Raw genomic sequence first — 19,667 nt, forward strand, 5'->3', positions numbered from 1 at the left:
AATAGCAAATATAGCGTGCTTTGGAGTATAAGCCATGCAAAAGGGAGAAACGAAGCAAACAGGGAACGCCTTGGTTTTATTAGCCATGCAAGAGAGAGGAACGAAGCAAACAGAGAGTGCTTTGATTTTATTAGCCATGCAAAAGGGAGAAACGAAGCAAACAGAGAATGCCTTGGTTTTATTAGCCATGCAAAAGGGAGAAACAAAGCAAACAGAGAGCGCTCCGGATCTATTTGCCATGCAAAAGAGAAAAACGAAGCAAACAGAAATAGCCCTGGTTTTATTAGCGATGAAAAATGGAGAAACAAAGCAAACAGAAATAGCCCTGGACCTATTAGCCATGCAAAAGGGAGAAACGAAGCAAACAGAGAGCGCCCTGGATCTATTAGCGATGAAAAAGGTAGAAACAAAGCAAACAGAGAGTGCCTTGGAGCTATTAGCCATGCAAAAGGGAGAAACGAAGCAAACAGAGAGCGCCCCGGATCTATTAGCCATGCAAAAGGGAGAAACGAAGCAAACAGAGAACGCTCCGGATCTATTTGCCATGCAAAAGAGAAAAACGAAGCAAACAGGGAACGCCCTGGTTTTATTAGCCATGCAAAAGGGAGAAACGAAGCAAACAGAGAGCGCCCTGGATCTATTAGCCATGCAAAAGGGAGAAACGAAGCAAACAGAGAGCGCCCTGGATCTATTAGCGATGAAAAAGGGAGAAACAAAGCAAACAGAGAGTGCCTTGGTTTTATTAGCCATGCAAAAGGGAGAAACGAAGCAAACAGAGAACGCTCCGGATCTATTTGCCATGCAAAAGAGAAAAACAAAGCAAACAGAAATCGCCCTGGTTTTATTAGCCATGCAAAAGAGAAAAACAAAGCAAACAGAAATCGCCCCGGAGCTATTAGCCATAAAAAAGAGAAAAACAAAGCCAACAAAGTTCCATCAAAATTTTTAAGCAACATAAATATAGATACAGTATAAGAAGTAAAAATCCCCATTAAATAAATGTAAAATTCTTGTTATAATTACGTATAAGAACAAGTATTCGTCTTGGTAGAGGACAGTTGTTAACAGGCTCGAAAAAGGTACTTAGTATAATACAAGACAAAACAGTGAAGGATGAACGGAGAATGGAGATAATAAAAGAAATAGCTGGTCCATATAATTTTGATGCTGTTTTAAGTCGCTTATCAAGTGACCCACTTCTATGGGTTAATCGGGAAAGGAGAATGTTAAAGGTACCTCTTAAGCTACATAATGAATCCATCGTCGTTACGATTACAGGTTTGGGTACAACGAACAAACCAAAATTTCATATTACAGGATTAAATGAAGCAACTAATGAAGAAGCGTTGGTTAGATTAACTGAGATTTTTCGTTGGAATATTCCTTTAGCAGGTGTTCATCAACATTTTCTAAAAACGGATTTACGCCATGTTTTTCTTGCTCATTATGGAACACCTTTTGTGTTAGATTTTGATTTATTTGGTTCGCTCCTCAAATGTATTGTTCATCAACAATTGAATATGAAATTTGCTTATACGCTTACAATGAGGTTTGTGCAAAAGTTTGGGTATGAGATAGATGGTGTTTGGTTTTATCCTGATCCTGCAACAGTAGCTGATTTAACCATTGAAGATTTAAGAGCATTACAATTCAGTGGGAGGAAATCGGAGTATGTTATTGGCATTGCTAAAGAGTTGGCAGAAAAGCAATTATCATTATTGCAACTAAAAGAACTGTCAGATCGTGAAATTCATGATAAACTGATTAAATTAAAAGGCATAGGTCCATGGACAGTGCAGAATTTTTTGATGTTTGGTTTAGGTCGAGAGAATCTTTATCCAATGGCAGATATTGGCTTGCAAAATGCGTTAAAACAGCTTTATCAATTGGACAAGAAACCTTCCTACGAACAAATGGAATTATATGCAAAAGACTGGACGCCTTATTTAAGTTACGCCACCTACTATTTATGGCGTAGTATCGAATAACTGTGGAGTGATTATTTTTGAATAAACAAACGAATCGTAAAAAAGAAACTGCCGTTCAGTTAAAACTTAAGCAACGGTTTCCTTTAACAATCAAAAGGTTAGGGATTAACGGGGAGGGCGTCGGATATTTTAAAAAGAAAGTTGTCTTTGTTCCTGGTGCTCTGCCTGATGAAGAGGTTGTCGTAGAGGTTACAAATGTTCAGCCTAAATTTTCAGAAGCAAAGATAAAAAAAATCAGGAAATCTTCTCCTTACCGAGTAGAGGCACCATGTCCGTTATTCGGTGAGTGCGGCGGATGCCAGTTACAACATCTTCGTTATGATCGTCAGTTAATAGAAAAAAGGGATATGATTATTCAATCACTGGAGAGACATACCAAAATAGATCCAAGCACCATTCATATAAAACAAACAATCGGAATGGAGGATCCTTGGAGATACCGGAATAAAAGCCAATTCCAAGTAGGGATGAAGCAAGGTGAAGTGATTGCCGGGTTATATAGTATGAATTCGCATCAGCTAATTGATATTGATGAATGCATCGTACAGAAGCCAGAAACGATATCTGTAACGAATACGATGAAACGTATTCTTCAAGATTTAAACATTAGTGCGTATAATGAACGCACGCGTAAAGGTGATATCCGGACAATTGTGACAAGAGTAGGCGTGAAGACCGGGGAAGTACAAGTTGTGCTCATTACAAGACAAAAAGAGCTCCCAAAATCTTCACTCATAGTAGAAGAAGCTACCAAGCGGATCCCCAATATACGTTCGATTATCCAAAATGTCAATGGCCAAAAAACATCTCTCATTTTTGGAGATGAAACTATACCACTTGCGGGTGAAACGTTTATATATGAAATGTTAGGGGATATCCAATTTGAATTATCTGCACGTACTTTCTTCCAACTCAATCCTGAGCAAACCGTCAAATTGTATAATGAAGTCAAAAAAGCAGCCAATTTAACTGGTAAAGAAACGATTGTTGATGCGTACTGCGGAGTAGGAACAATTGGATTATGGTTGGCAGATCAAGCAAAAGAAATACGAGGAATGGATATCATTAAGGAATCAATTGCAGATGCAAAAAGAAATGCAGCTAAACATGGAGTGAAACATGCTAAATATGTAACGGGTAAGGCAGAAGAATGGTTACCTAAATGGGTGAAAGAAGGCTTTCGTCCAGATGTTATCGTTGTCGATCCCCCAAGAACAGGTTTAGATCAAGCATTATTAAAAACGATTCAACAAGTCAAACCGAAAAAATTGGTTTACGTGTCTTGTAACCCATCTACACTAGCAAAAGACATCGATTTTCTCCACCGTCAATATAAAGTGAAAAGCATACAGCCGGTAGACATGTTTCCGCAAACGGCGCACGTGGAGTGTGTCGCCTTATTAACCTTGATTTAACAAGGTGTTTGGGCAAGGAATTGATGTGATTCATCGCGTTTTAACTACGTCAGAATGACCACATCAACTTCTTGCTTTTTTAGTTTGTAGCGACCCTATATTAACTTATTACTATTTAAATACTTTATCAAACTGTGGGGTCTAATGGTTATTTACGAGAGCCAGAGCTAGAACCAGAACCAGAGCCAGAACCAGAACCAGAGCCAGAACCAGAACCAGAGCCAGAACCTGAACCGGAGCCAGAACCAGAGCCAGGACGATTATCTTTACCTTTTGAACCTGGATTTTTACTTAGGAATTCCTCATTTCCAGCGTCTTTTGCCTCCTTAAGGAGTTTTTTTACGTCGTCTTTCCCCATCTATAAAACCACCTTCCAATAATAATCCTTAATATTTAAGGTAGTTTATTTTATGAAGAAATTTTTTATTGGTTCTAAACTTCCAATTAATTAATAATCATTTGCCTTATTTTTTTCATATGATAATGAGTAAAGTGAGGGAGGCGATGATATAAGATGCAGAAGAATACGATACCTACTTTAAGTATTTCTGCGCAACCGGAACTAATAGAATTTTTGGAAAAAAATATTTGGCATGAGGAATTAATTCCTGCCAAATTAGTTATAAACAATCATCCATTCGATATCGGTATTACTTATCGAGGAAATCATACGCGGAAATTAAGAAAAAAATCTTACAAAATTGATTTTGGCACATATAATGAAGAATTTTTCGGACGTGAAGTTCACTTCAATGCAGAGTATTGCGATCCTTCTCTTATTCGAAATAAGCTATCTTTTGATTTTTTTAAGCAAATTGGGAGCCTTTCCCCTGATTGCAGGCATGTTTTCATTGAGGTTAATGGAAGACCTTCAGGAGTTTACTTACAGCTTGAATCTGTCGATGATCTGTTTTTACAAAAAAGACAACTTTCAAATGGACCTATTTATTATGCAACCAATCATCAAACTAATTTTTCTTTATTAACTACGAAAGGAGAGCCCAAATCTTCCCTGATTGCAGGGTATTTTCGTAAATTAGGGGATAGCGAGGATGATTTTGATTTAGAAAAGCTAATAATAAAAATTAATACGATACCACGTAATGAATTTGGCAAAGAAATTATAAAGTACTTGGATGTCAAAAAATATTTCATTTGGCTGTGTGGTGTGATTTGCACACAAAACTACGATGCTTTTATTCAAAATTATGCACTTTATCGAAATGGTGAGACAGGATTGTATGAAATGATCCCTTGGGATTTCGATGCAACATTTGGCAGAGATTGGAATGGACGGGTTATGAAGTTTAACCGAGTACCTATTGAAGGTTTTAATACACTCACTGCAAGACTTCTTGATGTAAAGGAATTCCGTGTTCAATACCGCATACTTTTAGAAGAAATATTAGAGAATTATTTTACCGTTTCGGAATTTGAACCAAGAATTACTAATCTTTATAATCTATTACGTCCCTATATAGCATTAGATCCATATAAAAAGGATGCCATAGAATTATTTGATAAAGAGCCAGCATTTATCCTGCAATTTATTTTACAACGCAATCATTATCTTAGAAATCAACTTAATGATCTGGTATAGACTCTCAGTATTTTAGATGGGAGTCATATTGGTGTGCAAAGGGGGGGAAACAGAGTATGAAAGGTCCCTATGGACGGGGATTCGACAGCATACGAGTATGCCTCGTCGATGGTGCTGAATTTGAAGGCAGCCCTAGATAAATCCTCTTGAATCGCTTTCAAGTTTAATTTTTATTGGACTAGTTTGTTAAACAAAACACGGCTGAGATCAGGCTGCGGAATCTCCATAAATCGTTAAAATGCATTCGTTGTGTCTTACTCTAATAATGAATGTGCATGTAATGACAGGATAATTCAAGTGATTTAACCGATGACTATTCATCCTCTTTTTCAGAATGGGTCATTAATTTTTGAATAAGTTTGAAATATCCTTTATCCGTACCGATGTCATAGCGTTTTGCAGATACTTCCACACCGTAACACTTTTCTAACTTTAATAATTTTTGTATTGCATCGGTTAGTTGAACTTCACCTCCAACTCCTTTCTCACCTTTTTCTAAATATGAAAAAATAGATGGTTCAAAAATGTATCTCCCACTTACGGCTAAGTTAGATGGCGGAGTGGAGCGGGGTTTCTCTACAATATCAGAAATTTCATAAGTATTATCTTTCAAATTAATTCCTTTCACTACCCCGTAGTTTTTTAATAACTCTTCGTGCAATTTTTCAAGCGCAATTACAGTAGATTGATAATTTTCGTATACGTCTAAAAGCTCTCGTAAAGCGGGTTGCCCACTTTGTAAAAATATATCATCAGGAAGAAGAACAGCAAAAGGATCTTTATTCGCAAATCTTTTACCTAAAAGTATTGCAGCACCTAGTCCATCTGCAAAGGGTTGACGGACATATTGAATAGAAATAGCAGGTCCTACAATTTTTTTCAATAAATGCTGCTTTCCTGTTTTTTCTAAAAAGGCTTCATATTCTAGAGATCGATCAAAATAATCTAAAATCATATTTTTGTTACGGGATACCACGATTAAGATTTCCTCAATTCCTGATTCTATCGCTTCTTCAATAATATATTGTATGGCTGGTTTACCTGCAATCGGAAACATTTCTTTGGGAAGCACCTTTGTTATTGGCAAATTTCTCGTACCGAAACCTGCAGCAGGAATAATTGCTTTTTTTATTGTCTTCATCTTAAACCTCTCCTCTTCACTTTCTATATATTAATCTAATATATTTTACTTGGTAATTTGTCCAATAAGAAAAGGTACATAACCATCTAGTTTTTGTTTTTTCAATTTTACCCTAAATCCTTTTCCCGCTTTCACGTTTTGTTTGAAGCTAAATAAGATAATGATAAATTGAATGTTTTTAACATGAGCAAGTAAGGATGATAATGGTGAAAATATGTGTCATTGGTACAGGGTATGTAGGTTTAACTACTGGTGCTGTGTTGGCTGACTTAGGTCATGAGATTTATTGTGTTGATAAGAATAAATCGAAAATAGAGAAATTAATTAAGGGAGACATCCCTATTTATGAACCAGGTTTAAAGGAACTGATTGTTCGAAATAAAAAAAGACGTCTCCTTCATTTTTCAACCGATATTCAGAGCGTGATAAAAGAATGCCCAATTCTTTATATTACAGTCGGCACCCCCACAAATGAGGATGGGAGTCAAAATCTAACTGCTTTGAACGAAGTCATAGACACCCTAGTACAGACGATAACCTCTCATAAAACAGTTATTATTAAAAGTACGGTATTACCAGGTACAAATGAATGGATACATCAAACTTTAATAGAAAAAGGGATCGACTCTCGTCTGTTCGATGTTGTATCCAATCCAGAGTTTCTTAGAGAAGGAAATGCTGTATTTGATATGATGAATCCAGATAAAATTGTTGTGGGTGGAAAAAGCCCCCAATCTATGAAAATCATAAAAACGCTCTATGAGAAGTTAGATGCTCCTTTTATTCTTACTTCATTAACGGGAGCAGAGATGATTAAATATGCCAATAATGCTTTATTGGCAACAAAAATCTCATTCATGAATGAAATCGCCCGTATTTGCGACGCCTATAATGTGGAAGTTACTCAAATTGCAAAAGCGTTAGGGACAGACACTAGAATTGGTCCCTATTTTTTAAATGCAGGATTAGGTTATGGTGGGTCTTGTTTTCCAAAGGATATTCGCGCATTAGAATACGCTGCGAAACAAAAAAATATCGATCCGGAGATGTTAAAGGCTGTTCAAAATATCAATGACTCTCAAATTGATTTATATATTGATAAATTAACAAATAAATTAACCAACTTGGATGGAAAAAAAATAACCGTTTGGGGTTTAGCTTTTAAGCCCGACACAGATGATATACGTGAGTCAAGGTCATTATTGTTAATTGAGAAATTATTGGAAAGAGGGACAGAGGTCCACGCCTATGATCCTATTGTTCATTCTTTTGAACATGCCATTACCATTCATCAAGATATGTATGACGCTATTAAAGGAGCAGATGCATTAATCATTGCTACAGAATGGAACCAGTTTAAAACCGTAGACTGGAAAATGGTACATGATTTAATGAAGGGGAATATTTTAGTGGATGGCCGGAATATTATTGACCCTAAAACTGTAAGAAACCATCAACTTCAATATATTGGGGTGGCGAGACAATGAGGATTATCGTAACAGGAGCCGCTGGGTTTATCGGTTCTCATTTATGTGAGAGGTTATTAAAGGAAGAAGAGAATGTTGTTATTGGCATTGACGGCTTTATAGATCCTTCCAAGAAGTCAATTAAACTAAGAAATATAGAAAATCTGTTGATCCATCCACGTTTTCAATTTATAAATAAGAATTTACTAGGCATTGATTGGAGTGAAATTCTTAGCAAAGATGATGTGATATATCATTTAGCTGCTGTACCTGGTGTTCGTTCTAGCTGGGGTAACAACTTTAAACTATATGAAGAAAATAATATTCTCGTCACCCAACGGTTATTAGAGGCTTGTAAAAATATTCCTTTAAAGAAGTTTATTTACGCTTCTACCTCTTCTGTATATGGAGAAAAGGTTGGTATGGTTTCAGAAGATTGCCCGCTTTCGCCACTTTCTCCCTATGGGGTAACGAAGCTGACAGGAGAGTATTTATGTAAGGTATACAGTGAAAATGATGGTCTCCCAATAACTATACTTCGATACTTTACTGTTTATGGACCTAGGCAACGGTCTGACATGGCGTTTCATCGATTTATTGAATGCATTTTAAAGAATAAATCTATTCCAATTTACGGGGATGGCAACCAAACACGTGATTTTACGTTTGTAGAAGATTGTGTAGAAGGAACTTTCGCTGCTCTATATGCAGAGGATACCATTGGAGAGACAATAAATATCGGTGGTAAAGAACGGAAATCGATCTTGGATGTCATTAAAATATTAGAAGAGCTAACAGGTAAAAAAGCGACTGTGGAATTTATCGGGCAAACACGTGGAGAACCACGACATACTTGGGCAGATATTTCAAAAGCATGGAAGATTCTTCAATATAAGCCAGTTGTGCCGTTAAAAGAAGGGCTTCTCCGAGAAATAAATGATTTAAGAATTATTTACAAGGAGGAAGAGTAATGAGGCTTGCTTTAATTTGTACAGAAAAACTCCCTTCTCCTGCTATAAAGGGAGGTGCTATTCAAATGATGATTGACGGTGTAGTTCCTTTTCTCAGTAAAGAATATAACCTAACTATTTTCTCTGTCACTGATCCATCTCTACCTGATAATGAAGTACGTAACGAAGTGCAATACATTCGGTTACCACCTGAAAGTTATGAAATGGATATTGCTAAAATACTTACTGAAAAAAGGTTCGACATTATTCATGTTTTTAACCGTCCTTTAAATATTCCTCTCTACAAAAAGGCTTCCCCATCAAGTAAATTTGTTTTAGGACTTCATAATGATATGCTTGCTGAAAAAAAAGTATCATTAGAGAATGGCAAGGAAATTGTAAACGCTGTGGAAAGGATTGTTACCGTTAGTGAATATATAAAACGAACGGTTGTGGAGCGGTTTCCAGAAGCGGAATCAAAAACAAAAGTAGTGTACTCAGGGGTAGATCTATTAGAATATCCTCCTGTCTGGTCAGAGAAAGGAAAACAAATTAGAGAAGAATATCGACAAAAATACAATATCGGAGAGAAAAAGGTCATATTATTTGTTGGAAGGCTTACTAAAAATAAGGGTCCTCATCTTCTAATAGCCGCCTTTAAGGCTATTGCTAAAAGACACCCTGATACAGTACTTGTGATAGCTGGGGGAAAGTGGTTTAGTGATGATGGAATAAATAACTATGTTCGTAATTTGAAGAAACTAGCTGAACCATTAGGTGACAAAGTTATCTTTACGAATTTTATTCCGGCAAGTGAAATTTCGAATATCTTTTTAATGAGTGATATTTTCTGTTGTTCTTCACAATGGCAAGAACCCTTAGCTAGGGTACACTATGAAGCATTTGCTGCTGGTATCCCTATTATCTCAACTAATAGGGGAGGAAATGCAGAGATCGTTTCTCATAAAGAAACAGGTTATTTAATTGAAAAGTATGATCAAGTGAGTGAATTTGCAAAAGGAATGAATTTTTATTTAAAGAACCCGGATGCAGTAAATAAAATGACACGAAATGCAAGAGAATTAGTGGAAGCAAATTTTCAATTCCATCATGTGGCCAGCCGATTAACCAGCGTTTATTCTGATTTGATGCCAAAACAAAACAAAGACAATTTTCGTAATATGTTCCGGTTGCCGCTCTTTCGATTTTAATCATTTAACAAAATTAGGTTGAGTTAGAGTTGCTAGCAACCCTTATGCTCATCCTTTTTAATGTTTAAGAAACATCATGTAAATCCTTGGCAGTTAATAAAGCAAAATCTAGTGTGTAATCTTTAAAAAGAAGGACCCTTCTTTCTGATTTTATGTTGTTGTGGTAACTTAACTTTATCAGAAGTTATCCTTATTTTTATTAAATCAAACAAAGCCGTTGAAATTTTATAATCATAAATTTCAACGGCTTTGTCATTTATGAGGATGTTTTTGTTGGGATTCAATAGTTGCTTGCTTTATTAGCGATTATTTCTTTATTAAGCCATGGTATGGAAGAAGTAGTAATCTTCTTAATTGGCTGCTTTTGTTTTGGTCGGGTATGTTTTTTCTCTAGAGGCGAGACCTTTTCAGCTACTGCTTTTTTGGTTAACAGTTGCTCTTCTTTCTCGTCATTCATTTTTGAAGTACTGCTAATGTCAACGTTATTTTTAATTTTATATTCAATCCCGCTCCAAACTTGGGAAATATCGTCGATGACTCGATTCCAATTATGATTTTTTTCTGCATAGCTACGTCCATATTGACCCATTTCCTTACAGAGGGAAGGACTAGAAAGTAATTTGGATAAGTGAGTGACAAATTCTTGAGGATTATCTGCTTGCTCAACAATAAACCCGTTTTTTCCAATCTCGATTATTTCAGGGTTTCCACCACGGGCAGTTGTCACAATGGGTAACCCTGCTGCCATTGCTTCATAATGTACTCGAGCTAAAGGTTCTTCCCATTGAGAAGGACAAACGAATATATCTGCAGCAGCAAACCAATCTTGAATTTGATCAGGGTGAACAAAGCCAGTCGTTATAACTGGTATAGGAAGGCGGTCTGCAATCGCTTTAATATAAGCAATGTAATCGGTCATTCTATTATCACTAAAACCTTTACCCCCCATTAAAACCAAAGCCACATTAGGATGCTTTTTAGCTAAATCCACCATAGATCGTAACAGGGTATCTGCTCCTTTGTTTACTGAAAGCCGCCCTGCAAATAAAATCACCTTTTTCGATTCGAGCTTGTGTTTTTGCCGCATGGAAGCTCTAATTCTTTTACCCTTGGCAGAATACGTTGGAACAAAGCGTTCTAAGTCCACACCTGAATAAATGGTTTGAATTTTAGGTTGGGCATCAGGGTAAAGCTTTACTATTTCATTACCAATATAATTACTAATGGTAATAATTTTATCTAATTGATCAATTGCTTTTTGAGCTTCTTCAGGCTCGATTTTTTCCCTCTTAAACATATCATTGTGCATGCTCAATATTAGACGTGATTCTGGTGCCACTTCCCGTATTGGCAATACTAGGCGAGGGCGATTAAAGATGTGAATTAAGTCAAAGGTATTGTTTTTAAGATAATTGACAACCCCTTCCTGATATGTCTCCAATAATCCTCCTGGGACCCTTACATAATGAACCCCATCTTTTATTTCTTTATCCGGTAAGGTTTTATCGCTTCTTCCTATTATTGTAATAGTATGGTTTTTACTTAAGTTTGGAATAGCTCCAGCGATGAATGTTTGTATGGCTCCACCTTTTACTGGTGGGACTGGGAGTTTTTCCGTACAGACTATTAGTACTTTCATTTTCTTTTTCCCCCTCTCCATTCTTTTCGTAATTGCTCAAGAATAGGCCATTTGGTTTTATCTATTTCTACGATTCGTTGGACAACAGAATCCAATTCACTATTTAATGCTATAGTTGGCTCGAATAACATATCTTTTACATTTTTATAATATAAATTAGGTAATGAAAAATCGATTAATAGAATTTCGAACAACTCGTCAGTGATAGGGTGAGCTTCATTGTACGCTTCCAGCATTCCTACAATCCAATTAATATCCCATCTTCCTAGATCATCCATAGAACCAGAAATGAGTTTGCGTAAATCTCGAATAGGCAAATCATATGCTACACCATCAAGGTCGATGATCCACATGCCCCCAGGTCCCATTTGTCCATTCGACCATCCATAATCCTGATGGACTAATCCCCATTCTTTATTTCCTTTTGTCACCATTTGTTGATAAGAAGATTGCTCTAGCATAGTTAACGCTTTTTTTGCTTGTTCCTCAAACATATCTACCGTATTTAGAATGGTCTTGCTAGTGGGCAATTCTGAATATAAATTGGCTACATTCCTAAACCAAGATATTTTTCTCACGACTTTTTTATATGCATTTGGCCACCGTAAAAGTCTTGAAGCATTTTCTGCCCCTTTAGGAGGAACATATCCTTTGGAAAGTTGATGGAATTCTCCAATAGCATTACTCAATAGCTTTGCTCCTTCAATATCGGCGGATACTGGATAGAGAGGTTCAATCCAATCGGCGACAAACCAGATTTTCCCTCCCATTTCCACAATATTGCTACCCGATTTTGTCTTTACAATCGCTGGTATTCTAGCCTTTTTTTCATGGACTAAATATTCCTGTGCACCAATGCTAAATAAACTCCTGGAGGGTTTCCGATGGAGTATTTTTAAACTTTTGGGTCCTTTGTTCGTATTGATTTTCCATATTAGTCCACCCTTATCTGCTTTTGTTGTTATAACTTCCATGCTACTCACATTAAAGTTGTATTGTTTGATCACTTGTTGAGCCATTTCCTCAATAAATGGTGGTACATATAAATCACCTAATGTTTCATCTAAATCCCATGGTGTAATAAGCTGCTCCAAACTAGTCATTCCTTTCCTTGGGTAATTTGTCTTTACATCCTATTCACTTAGGTTAAAATAGGTTGGACATTTGTCCATATGATCATGAAAAATAATGTGTATAAGCCCATGTAAACAAAAGTGAACCTAGACGTTATTTATTTGTGTAAAAAGGTCTGAAAACTTTGGATATATGTAGAGCTATCGATTCATTACTATTAATGGATTTGTCAGAAGAGGTTGATGATACACATCTTACTTTTACATTTATGTATTAAGAGAGTATCTATGTTTTTTATTTAAAACATAAATACTTTCTTAATTTTTTATAGCTGTGATGATTTTTCCAAAACCATTAGTATATTACTAGAAATGTAAGATGTCTTAACATGCGATTTATAAAAAATATATGGTAATTTTCTTTTGTTAAATAATAAAAAGTTATATAGAAAACAATGATTTATTAAAAATTATTGAGTAGAAAGATTTATTAATAAAACTTTATTCAGAATATAATTAATTTATAAAAAATTAAGTCTTTTCATCTATTTTTCTATCCACTATAATAAATGACAAGTAAGCACTGTAACAACAGTGTTTTCTACTTAAAACAAAAACTGTCGGATAGTGCGGTTTTAATGGTCTGAAAATTATGAATAAAGGGGGAAGAGTAAATGAAGAAAAACAAAAGGTTAGTACTGGCTATTATGTTCGTTGTAAGTATGTTTTTAACAGCGTGTGGGAGTGGTGGTGGACAGGCGTCAGGAGATGGTGAAGGTGAACCAATTAAATTAGGTTTTACACTTGCTTTAACAGGAAATTTTGCTTTTATGGGTGAAGGGGTGAAAGAAGGGGTAGAGCTTTTCTTCGAAGAGAATGGTAACAAAATTGGTGATAGACCAGTAGAATTATTTTTCGAGGATGATGCTGGAGATCCTCAAAAAGCGTTGAAAAACTATCAACAGTTAACCCTGAATCAGGAAGTGGATTTCCTTGGAGGAGGTACCATTGGTAGTATTTCATATGCACTCACAGAAGCTGCTGAAAAGGACAAACGTGTACCAATCATTAATGTAGTCGGTTCAGGTAATAGCTTATCATGGGGAGAAAAAAGTGATTATGTTTGGCGAATTGGTTTTTCATCTCTTAATTATGCAGGCACCTTAGGTGTTGATATGGCCGAGAATATTGGTAAAAAAGCTGTCGTTATTGCTTCTGACTATGTGGCTGGGCATGAACAGGCAACTGACTTTTCTGCTAATTTTAAGGAGCATGGGGGAGAAGTGTTAGATATTCTTTGGGCACCTTCAGGCACAAGTGATTTTTCTTCTTATATTAATCAAATTAAACAGCATGATGCTGATGCTGTCTATATGTTTATACCTGGAGCAGACGGTCCAAGGTTTGTGCAACAATTTAAGGAATTTGGATTAGCTGAGAATTACGCACTTGTCGATGGCGGCTCTGTATTGAATGCCCCATCAACAGTTGAAGCGGTGGGGGATGCGGTAGTTGATGGTTATGTACTGTCTCATTATCATGTTGGTTTAGAAAATGAGTTAAACAAAAAGTTTGTTGAAGATTATACCGCGAAATATGATAAAGTGCCTGACAACTATGTGATTAACGGCTATGACACGGCTAAAGTGATGTCTGAATCCATTCAAGAAGCGGGTAGTACAGAAGTTGGCGATATTATTGACACTTTAAAAGCTGGTTTGTCATTTGATAGCCCTCGTGGACCAATTGAGTTAGATCCTAAAACGAACCATCCAATCCAAAATCACTATATTTTAAAAGGTGTAGAGAAAGATGGCGAAATCGTCTTTGAACTCGTTCGTACGTATGAAAAAGTGCAAATGCCGGCAGAAGATCCTGGTTACGAGAAAGCAAAATAATATTTAAGAGGGACTCGTTACTTGTAAAGGAGTTGAAAGGGATGAGGCATGATGTAAATGCCTTTTCCCATAAAAAAATGTCGAGGAAAAGGTATTTATTCTGAAGGGAGTCGAACAAGTGGAATTTTTTATTGCTAACACCGTTTCAGGATTGGCGTATGCTATGTTGTTATTTTTAATGGCGGCAGGTCTCTCTATTATCTTTGGTTTAATGAAGATTATGAATCTTGCCCATGGATCATTTTTTATACTCGCGGGATATGTGGCTTATACGTTCTCAAGGAGCGGAATGAATTTTTGGCTATCAATGGTTTTAGCGGTTATTGTGATTTCCATTTTTGCTCTTATTATTGAAAAATTATTTATATCGAGAGTGCATGGGAGTGAAACCGATCAGGTTTTGTTAACTGTTGGTCTCGTTTTTGTACTTGGTGATTTAGCTTTATGGATTTGGGGTGGTAATTTTCTCTCCATTCCAGTTCCAGCAATCTTTGATTTTTCACTAGATTTTGCGGGTATGACATTTCCTGCTTATCGTCTGTTCGTCATTGCTATGGGTATCCTATTTGCTTTCGTCCTTTGGTATTTTGAGGCAAAAACAAGAGTAGGAATGATTGTGCGAGCAGGTGTAGATGATATGGAAATGGTATCAGCACTTGGATTTAATGTGAAGATTATTTTTTCAGGGGTATTTATTTTTGGTGCTGCTCTGGCTGCTTTCGGGGGTGTGCTTAGCGGACCAATACTTGGAATGTACCCGATGATGGAATGGGAGATTCTTGTTAATTCAATGATTGTCGTCATTATTGGTGGTTTAGGCAGTTGGAAAGGTGCATTTATCGCTTCAATGATTGTTGGGTTTGTCGATATTTTCGGAAGAATTTATATGCCTACGTTTGCGATGGCTTTCATCTTCATATTAATGGTCGCAATTTTAATGGTTAAACCAACAGGTTTATTCGGAAGGGTGGAATCATGAAAAAAGCATTTTTATCAACCGGTCTGTTGCTTATTACTATCTTAATTCTGCCACTTTTCATTTCTCCGTTTTTGGTGTATTTATCAACAGAAATTCTTGTTTTCGCTATTTTTGCAATGAGTTTGGGTTTGATTATGGGTTTTGGAGGAATGCCATCATTAGGACATTGTGCACTATTTGGTTTAGGTGCTTACACAGTTGCTATTTTGAGTGAATATACAGCAAATATCTATTTACTTTTAGGTGCAGCGATCCTCATCTCACTCTGTTTCTCAATCGTTACAGGTTATATTGCTATTCGTAATAAAGGTGTCTTCTTCTTAATGATTACATTAGCCTTTACTCAAGTTTTATTTTTGATTACTTCAAGAATGAAGTTCTGGGGAGGAAATGATGGCTATAGTGCCAGTGTAACAGCTAATTTTGGTTTTGGAGAGATTACTTCTAATATGGGTCTTTTTTATATGATGGGATTTTTCTTCGTTCTTTCTTATTTTCTCTTGAAACTTTTTGTTAATGCCCCAGCAGGCAAAGTGCTAAAAGGAATGATGGAGAATGAAGGTAGAATGATTGCTCTAGGCTATAATCCGAAGACTTATAAAATGATTGCTTATTTAATTGCCGGTAGTATGGCTGGTTTAGCTGGGGGTTTATACATTTATAAAACTCAATTTGTTTCTCCGGCACTCTTCAGTGTACATATGGGTGCAGAAGTAATGATCATGGTCTTTATTGGCGGTCTGGGTACAGTTTTTGGCCCGGCATTAGGTGCTGGGGCATTTGTTTTCCTGCAAAACTATATTAGTACGATGACGGATCGTTGGCCGCTCATCTTAGGATTATTATTCATTGCAATTGTTCTTCTAAAAAGAGGAGGCATATTGCACCTTATCCAGTTTGTTACGACATTTGGCTTAAAGTTGTTTAAACCATCTAGATCTAGAAATGCTCCTGTAGATAAACAGGTTAAAGGAAAGGAGCAAGCTAGTTAATGACATTATTGAAAATTGAAGACTTAAATAAATCATTTAAGGCATTGCATATCCTAAAAGATGTCAATATCGAAATAAAAAAGGGTGAACGTCATGTGATTATCGGCCCCAATGGAGCTGGTAAAACAACATTATTTAATTGTATTTATGGTACATTGCCATTATCTTCAGGAAAAGTGTATTTAGCTGGCGACCGTATTGATCATATCCCTTCCTTTAAAAGAACTGAGAAGGGGATGGGGAGAACGTTTCAGAAGAACAATCTTTTTGAGGAATTAACAGTGGAAGAAAATGTACGTTTAGCGATTATGGGCAAAAAAAAATACCGCCTCAATATGATAAAACCTATGCAGAATTATACTGATTTAGCAGCAGAATGTCGTCGGTTACTAGAAGAATGGGAAATGATAGATCGGCGTGCTGTATTGGTCAAAGAACTTTCCTATGGTGAACAACGTTTATTAGAGATTATTTTATCCTTGAGCACAAATCCAGAAATTATTCTCTTAGATGAACCGACCTCAGGTATGTCGCCAACAGAAACAAGTAGATTTGTTAAACTAATCAAAAAAATACCTGAAAGTATTACTTTGGTTATTATTGAACATGATATGGAAGTTGTGTTTAGTTTGGCTAATAAAATCACTGTCCTCCACCATGGGACAGCGATGATGACCGCTAGCCCTGAAGAAATTCGAGGAAATCAAATGATCCAAGAAATTTACTTTGGAGGAGGGGCTTTGAGTCATGATTGAGCTAAAGGAAGTACATTCTTATTATGGTCATAGCCATATATTACATGGTGTTAATTTAAAGGTGAATAAGGGTCAGTGTGTTGCCCTTCTCGGTAGAAACGGTGCAGGCAAAACAACAACGATTCATTCTATTGCTGGGCTAGTTGTTCCTAAAGAAGGTGCCATTGCGTTCAAGGATAAAGAGCTTATTGGTAAAACACCTAATCATATTTCCAAAGCTGGTGTGGGTCTTGTACCTCAAGGGAGACGGGTTTTTTCTTCTTTAACGGTGAAAGAAAATTTATTAATAGCTGAAAGAAAAAGTACATCTAGTGAAAAACAATGGACAATTGAAGAAATCTATCAATTATTTCCGATATTAAAAGAACGTGAAGAGAATATGGGCAATGAATTATCAGGAGGCCAACAACAAATGCTAGCCATTGGCCGTGCGCTCCTGCTTAATCCAGACTTCTTATTAATGGACGAACCATCTGAAGGACTGGCACCTGTTATTATTGAACAAATCAAAAATATCATTTTAGATGTGAAGAAAACGGGATTATCCATGTTAATTGTGGAACAAAATATTGATTTAGCTTGTTGTGTAGCAGATGAGGTGATTATTTTAAACAAGGGAGAAGTCGTTTGGCAAGGGCTTCCCAACGAGCTATTGCATAATGAAGAGTTATTAAAAGTTCATTTAGGTGTTTAAAGTACCAAAAAGTATATCAAATCAATCACGAGCAGTTCATATTTCGTTGAACTGTTTCGTGATTATTTTTTATTCCCACTTTCTTATTTCAACTTTTTACAATTGAAATGTTCCTTTATGTTAAAAAGATTTCTGGATAGTTTGATTTAGGTGAATATTTATATTTATGTAGGAATGTGGAATCATTTCAAAAACAACCGATATAAATAGTATAATATACCTATAAAATTACTCGGGGGAAACATTCATGAATTTGTTTAAAAAAAGTTCGCGTGAAAAGTTAAATGAAGTGGTTGATGAAGGGAAGGGTGTATTGGATCTTGGTAATGCCTCTAAGTTTGCACGGCAATTAGATGTAATCAATTTAACTGAAACTGATTTACGTCTCATAAACAAGATTCAGCCAATCATTCATACGAACAGTGAACAATTAGTCAATCAATTTTATGATAATATATTTAAAGAGCAATCACTTATTAAAATTATTGAAGATTATAGTACGGTAGAGCGTTTGAAAGGAACGTTGATGAGACATATTGAAGAAATGTTTGCCGGAATAATAAATGAGGAGTATGTGGTGAAGCGATTAAGGATTGCCCATGTACATGTGAAAATAGGCTTACAAACGAAATGGTATATGTCTGCCTTCCAAGGATTATTATTATCGATTATCCAGCTTGTTGAAAAGATGGATCTTACATCTCGTGATTGTTGCCTTTTAATTACTGCCGTTACAAAAATTTTCAGCTTCGAACAACAATTAGTCTTAGAGGCTTACGATACAGAAATTGAGACAATAAAAGCAAAAGAAGAAGAAAAGAAGCAAGAAATAAGAGGGAATGTGGCAACAGAAACCGAAACCCTTGCTGCCATTTCTGAAGAAACGAATGCATCTTTCCAAGAATTAATTGCTCAAGCAGAAGAGATAGTTGACCATGCTGAGAAGGGGCAAGATTTTTCTCTACGCGCGAAGGATTATGCTGAAAACGGCAAACAATTTATCAATGAACAAGGTGAGTTAATGTTGACGATTGTCGACTCTGTTGCAGACATTAAAAAAGATGTAAAAAATTTATTATATGTGATGGATGAAATGCATGAAATTACGACAATTGTAACGGATATATCGAGTCAGACAAATCTCTTATCACTCAATGCTGCTATTGAGGCCGCTAGAGCAGGGGAACATGGACGTGGGTTTTCTGTAGTAGCAGAGGAAGTGAGAAAACTGTCTGATCAAACAAGATCATCTGTAGAAAATGTCTCACAATTAATCGCTAATACAAATGGTCAAATTAATAAATTAAGTGAATCGCTTCAAGAAGTAAGTAATACTGTCCAAGACGGTCAGTCTCATATGAAAGCGACAGAAGAACATTTTGAATATATTGTTGGTACAATGAAAGATACGATGCATCAGAATCAAAAGATTATGGAAGAAATCGATGAAATTGTTAACGTAGTCCATGTTTTAGGAAAAGGATTTGAAGAAGTCGCGTTTACAGCAGAGAACTTAACCTCAATCGCTCAAGAGATGTGACGATGAGAAAAAATATATAATGATAAATGAAAAGATATGCTAATTTAGGGCAGAAGTGTTGTCCAATCTAATCTAGCTTTTAATCTTAAACTGTATAACCCTTTCTATTAATAGAATCTTCTCAGCTATTTGCTCCTTTATCTTTCTTTGATGTTCGAGTGTTTTCTGTAGGAGTTTTTAAATAGTATAAATTACGAAGAAAAAGAAATTCTTCCGCTCTTGTTAACATGATCAACACTCTTGTTATTCTATCCCTACTTATTTACCTATTTGTGTAAAAATCAAACAAAATTTATCTAAGTAAAAGCTAGGTACACATGGTTGCA

Annotated in this window: 17 protein-coding genes; 13 read left to right on the top strand and 4 right to left on the bottom strand. The window is 36.1% G+C overall.

Annotation, left to right across the window (positions count from 1 at the left end; translation table 11 throughout):
• Positions 1 to 34 precede the first annotated feature (34 nt).
• From H9655_RS16135 to rlmD, 3 genes are all read left to right on the top strand, one after another.
• The gene (locus tag H9655_RS16135) at positions 35 to 949 is read left to right on the top strand and encodes a hypothetical protein (RefSeq protein WP_191815873.1); all 915 of its coding nucleotides are present in this window, start codon (positions 35 to 37) and stop codon (positions 947 to 949) included.
• 175 nt (positions 950 to 1,124) lie between these two features.
• On the top strand, positions 1,125 to 1,988 hold the full coding sequence (locus tag H9655_RS16140) for a DNA-3-methyladenine glycosylase family protein (RefSeq protein WP_191815875.1): 864 nt from the start codon (positions 1,125 to 1,127) through the stop codon (positions 1,986 to 1,988).
• A gap of 17 nt (positions 1,989 to 2,005) precedes the next feature.
• Positions 2,006 to 3,403, top strand: a complete 1,398-nt coding sequence (rlmD, locus tag H9655_RS16145) for a 23S rRNA (uracil(1939)-C(5))-methyltransferase RlmD (RefSeq protein WP_191815877.1) — start codon at positions 2,006 to 2,008, stop codon at positions 3,401 to 3,403.
• A gap of 148 nt (positions 3,404 to 3,551) precedes the next feature.
• Here the strand turns inward: rlmD and H9655_RS16150 are convergent, their stop codons facing one another.
• Positions 3,552 to 3,761, bottom strand: a complete 210-nt coding sequence (locus H9655_RS16150; RefSeq protein WP_191815879.1) for a hypothetical protein — start codon at positions 3,759 to 3,761, stop codon at positions 3,552 to 3,554.
• Between the two features lie 156 nt (positions 3,762 to 3,917).
• Here H9655_RS16150 and H9655_RS16155 point away from each other — a divergent pair, with 156 nt between their 5' ends.
• Positions 3,918 to 5,003, top strand: a complete 1,086-nt coding sequence (locus H9655_RS16155; RefSeq protein ID WP_191815881.1) for a CotH kinase family protein — start codon at positions 3,918 to 3,920, stop codon at positions 5,001 to 5,003.
• Positions 5,004 to 5,316: 313 nt separating this feature from the next.
• Here H9655_RS16155 and H9655_RS16160 read toward each other — a convergent pair whose 3' ends face one another.
• Positions 5,317 to 6,144: a UTP--glucose-1-phosphate uridylyltransferase gene (locus H9655_RS16160; RefSeq protein WP_191815883.1), complete on the bottom strand. Its 828-nt coding sequence runs from the start codon at positions 6,142 to 6,144 to the stop codon at positions 5,317 to 5,319.
• Between the two features lie 206 nt (positions 6,145 to 6,350).
• Between H9655_RS16160 and H9655_RS16165 the strand changes: the two genes are divergently transcribed.
• The 3 genes from H9655_RS16165 to H9655_RS16175 are packed head-to-tail and all read left to right on the top strand — an operon-like array spanning position 6,351 to position 9,771.
• Positions 6,351 to 7,631 carry a UDP-glucose dehydrogenase family protein gene (locus H9655_RS16165; RefSeq protein ID WP_191815885.1) on the top strand — a complete coding sequence of 427 codons (1,281 nt, stop codon included), beginning with the start codon at positions 6,351 to 6,353 and terminating at the stop codon, positions 7,629 to 7,631.
• On the top strand, positions 7,628 to 8,581 hold the full coding sequence (locus H9655_RS16170) for an NAD-dependent epimerase/dehydratase family protein (protein ID WP_191815887.1): 954 nt from the start codon (positions 7,628 to 7,630) through the stop codon (positions 8,579 to 8,581). Before H9655_RS16165 ends, H9655_RS16170 begins: the two co-directional genes overlap by 4 nt.
• Positions 8,581 to 9,771, top strand: coding sequence for a glycosyltransferase family 4 protein (locus H9655_RS16175; RefSeq protein ID WP_191815889.1), 1,191 nt, complete (start codon positions 8,581 to 8,583; stop codon positions 9,769 to 9,771). The genes H9655_RS16170 and H9655_RS16175 overlap by 1 nt, the downstream gene beginning before the upstream one ends.
• A 280-nt stretch (positions 9,772 to 10,051) precedes the next feature.
• Here the strand turns inward: H9655_RS16175 and H9655_RS16180 are convergent, their stop codons facing one another.
• Both H9655_RS16180 and H9655_RS16185 read right to left on the bottom strand, forming a co-directional pair.
• Entirely contained in the window at positions 10,052 to 11,410 is a 1,359-nt protein-coding gene (locus tag H9655_RS16180; protein WP_191815891.1) for a glycosyltransferase family 4 protein, read from the bottom strand.
• Positions 11,407 to 12,504 carry a CotS family spore coat protein gene (locus H9655_RS16185; RefSeq protein ID WP_404826108.1) on the bottom strand — a complete coding sequence of 366 codons (1,098 nt, stop codon included), beginning with the start codon at positions 12,502 to 12,504 and terminating at the stop codon, positions 11,407 to 11,409. The genes H9655_RS16180 and H9655_RS16185 overlap by 4 nt, the downstream gene beginning before the upstream one ends.
• A 653-nt stretch (positions 12,505 to 13,157) precedes the next feature.
• Here H9655_RS16185 and H9655_RS16190 point away from each other — a divergent pair.
• From H9655_RS16190 to H9655_RS16215, 6 genes are all read left to right on the top strand, one after another.
• Positions 13,158 to 14,381, top strand: a complete 1,224-nt coding sequence (locus H9655_RS16190) for an ABC transporter substrate-binding protein (protein ID WP_191815895.1) — start codon at positions 13,158 to 13,160, stop codon at positions 14,379 to 14,381.
• Positions 14,382 to 14,499: 118 nt separating this feature from the next.
• On the top strand, positions 14,500 to 15,360 hold the full coding sequence (locus H9655_RS16195) for a branched-chain amino acid ABC transporter permease (protein ID WP_318245499.1): 861 nt from the start codon (positions 14,500 to 14,502) through the stop codon (positions 15,358 to 15,360).
• A complete protein-coding gene (locus tag H9655_RS16200) occupies positions 15,357 to 16,352 on the top strand; it encodes a branched-chain amino acid ABC transporter permease (protein ID WP_191815897.1) in 996 nt (331 codons plus the stop codon). The genes H9655_RS16195 and H9655_RS16200 overlap by 4 nt, the downstream gene beginning before the upstream one ends.
• Positions 16,352 to 17,107, top strand: a complete 756-nt coding sequence (locus H9655_RS16205) for an ABC transporter ATP-binding protein (protein WP_191815900.1) — start codon at positions 16,352 to 16,354, stop codon at positions 17,105 to 17,107. Before H9655_RS16200 ends, H9655_RS16205 begins: the two co-directional genes overlap by 1 nt.
• On the top strand, positions 17,100 to 17,801 hold the full coding sequence (locus H9655_RS16210) for an ABC transporter ATP-binding protein (protein WP_191815901.1): 702 nt from the start codon (positions 17,100 to 17,102) through the stop codon (positions 17,799 to 17,801). The genes H9655_RS16205 and H9655_RS16210 overlap by 8 nt, the downstream gene beginning before the upstream one ends.
• A 247-nt stretch (positions 17,802 to 18,048) precedes the next feature.
• A complete protein-coding gene (locus H9655_RS16215) occupies positions 18,049 to 19,341 on the top strand; it encodes a globin-coupled sensor protein (RefSeq protein ID WP_191815903.1) in 1,293 nt (430 codons plus the stop codon).
• Positions 19,342 to 19,667 lie beyond the last annotated feature (326 nt).

This window comes from Cytobacillus stercorigallinarum (genome assembly GCF_014836495.1).
GTDB lineage: Bacteria > Bacillota > Bacilli > Bacillales > Cytobacillaceae > Cytobacillus > Cytobacillus stercorigallinarum.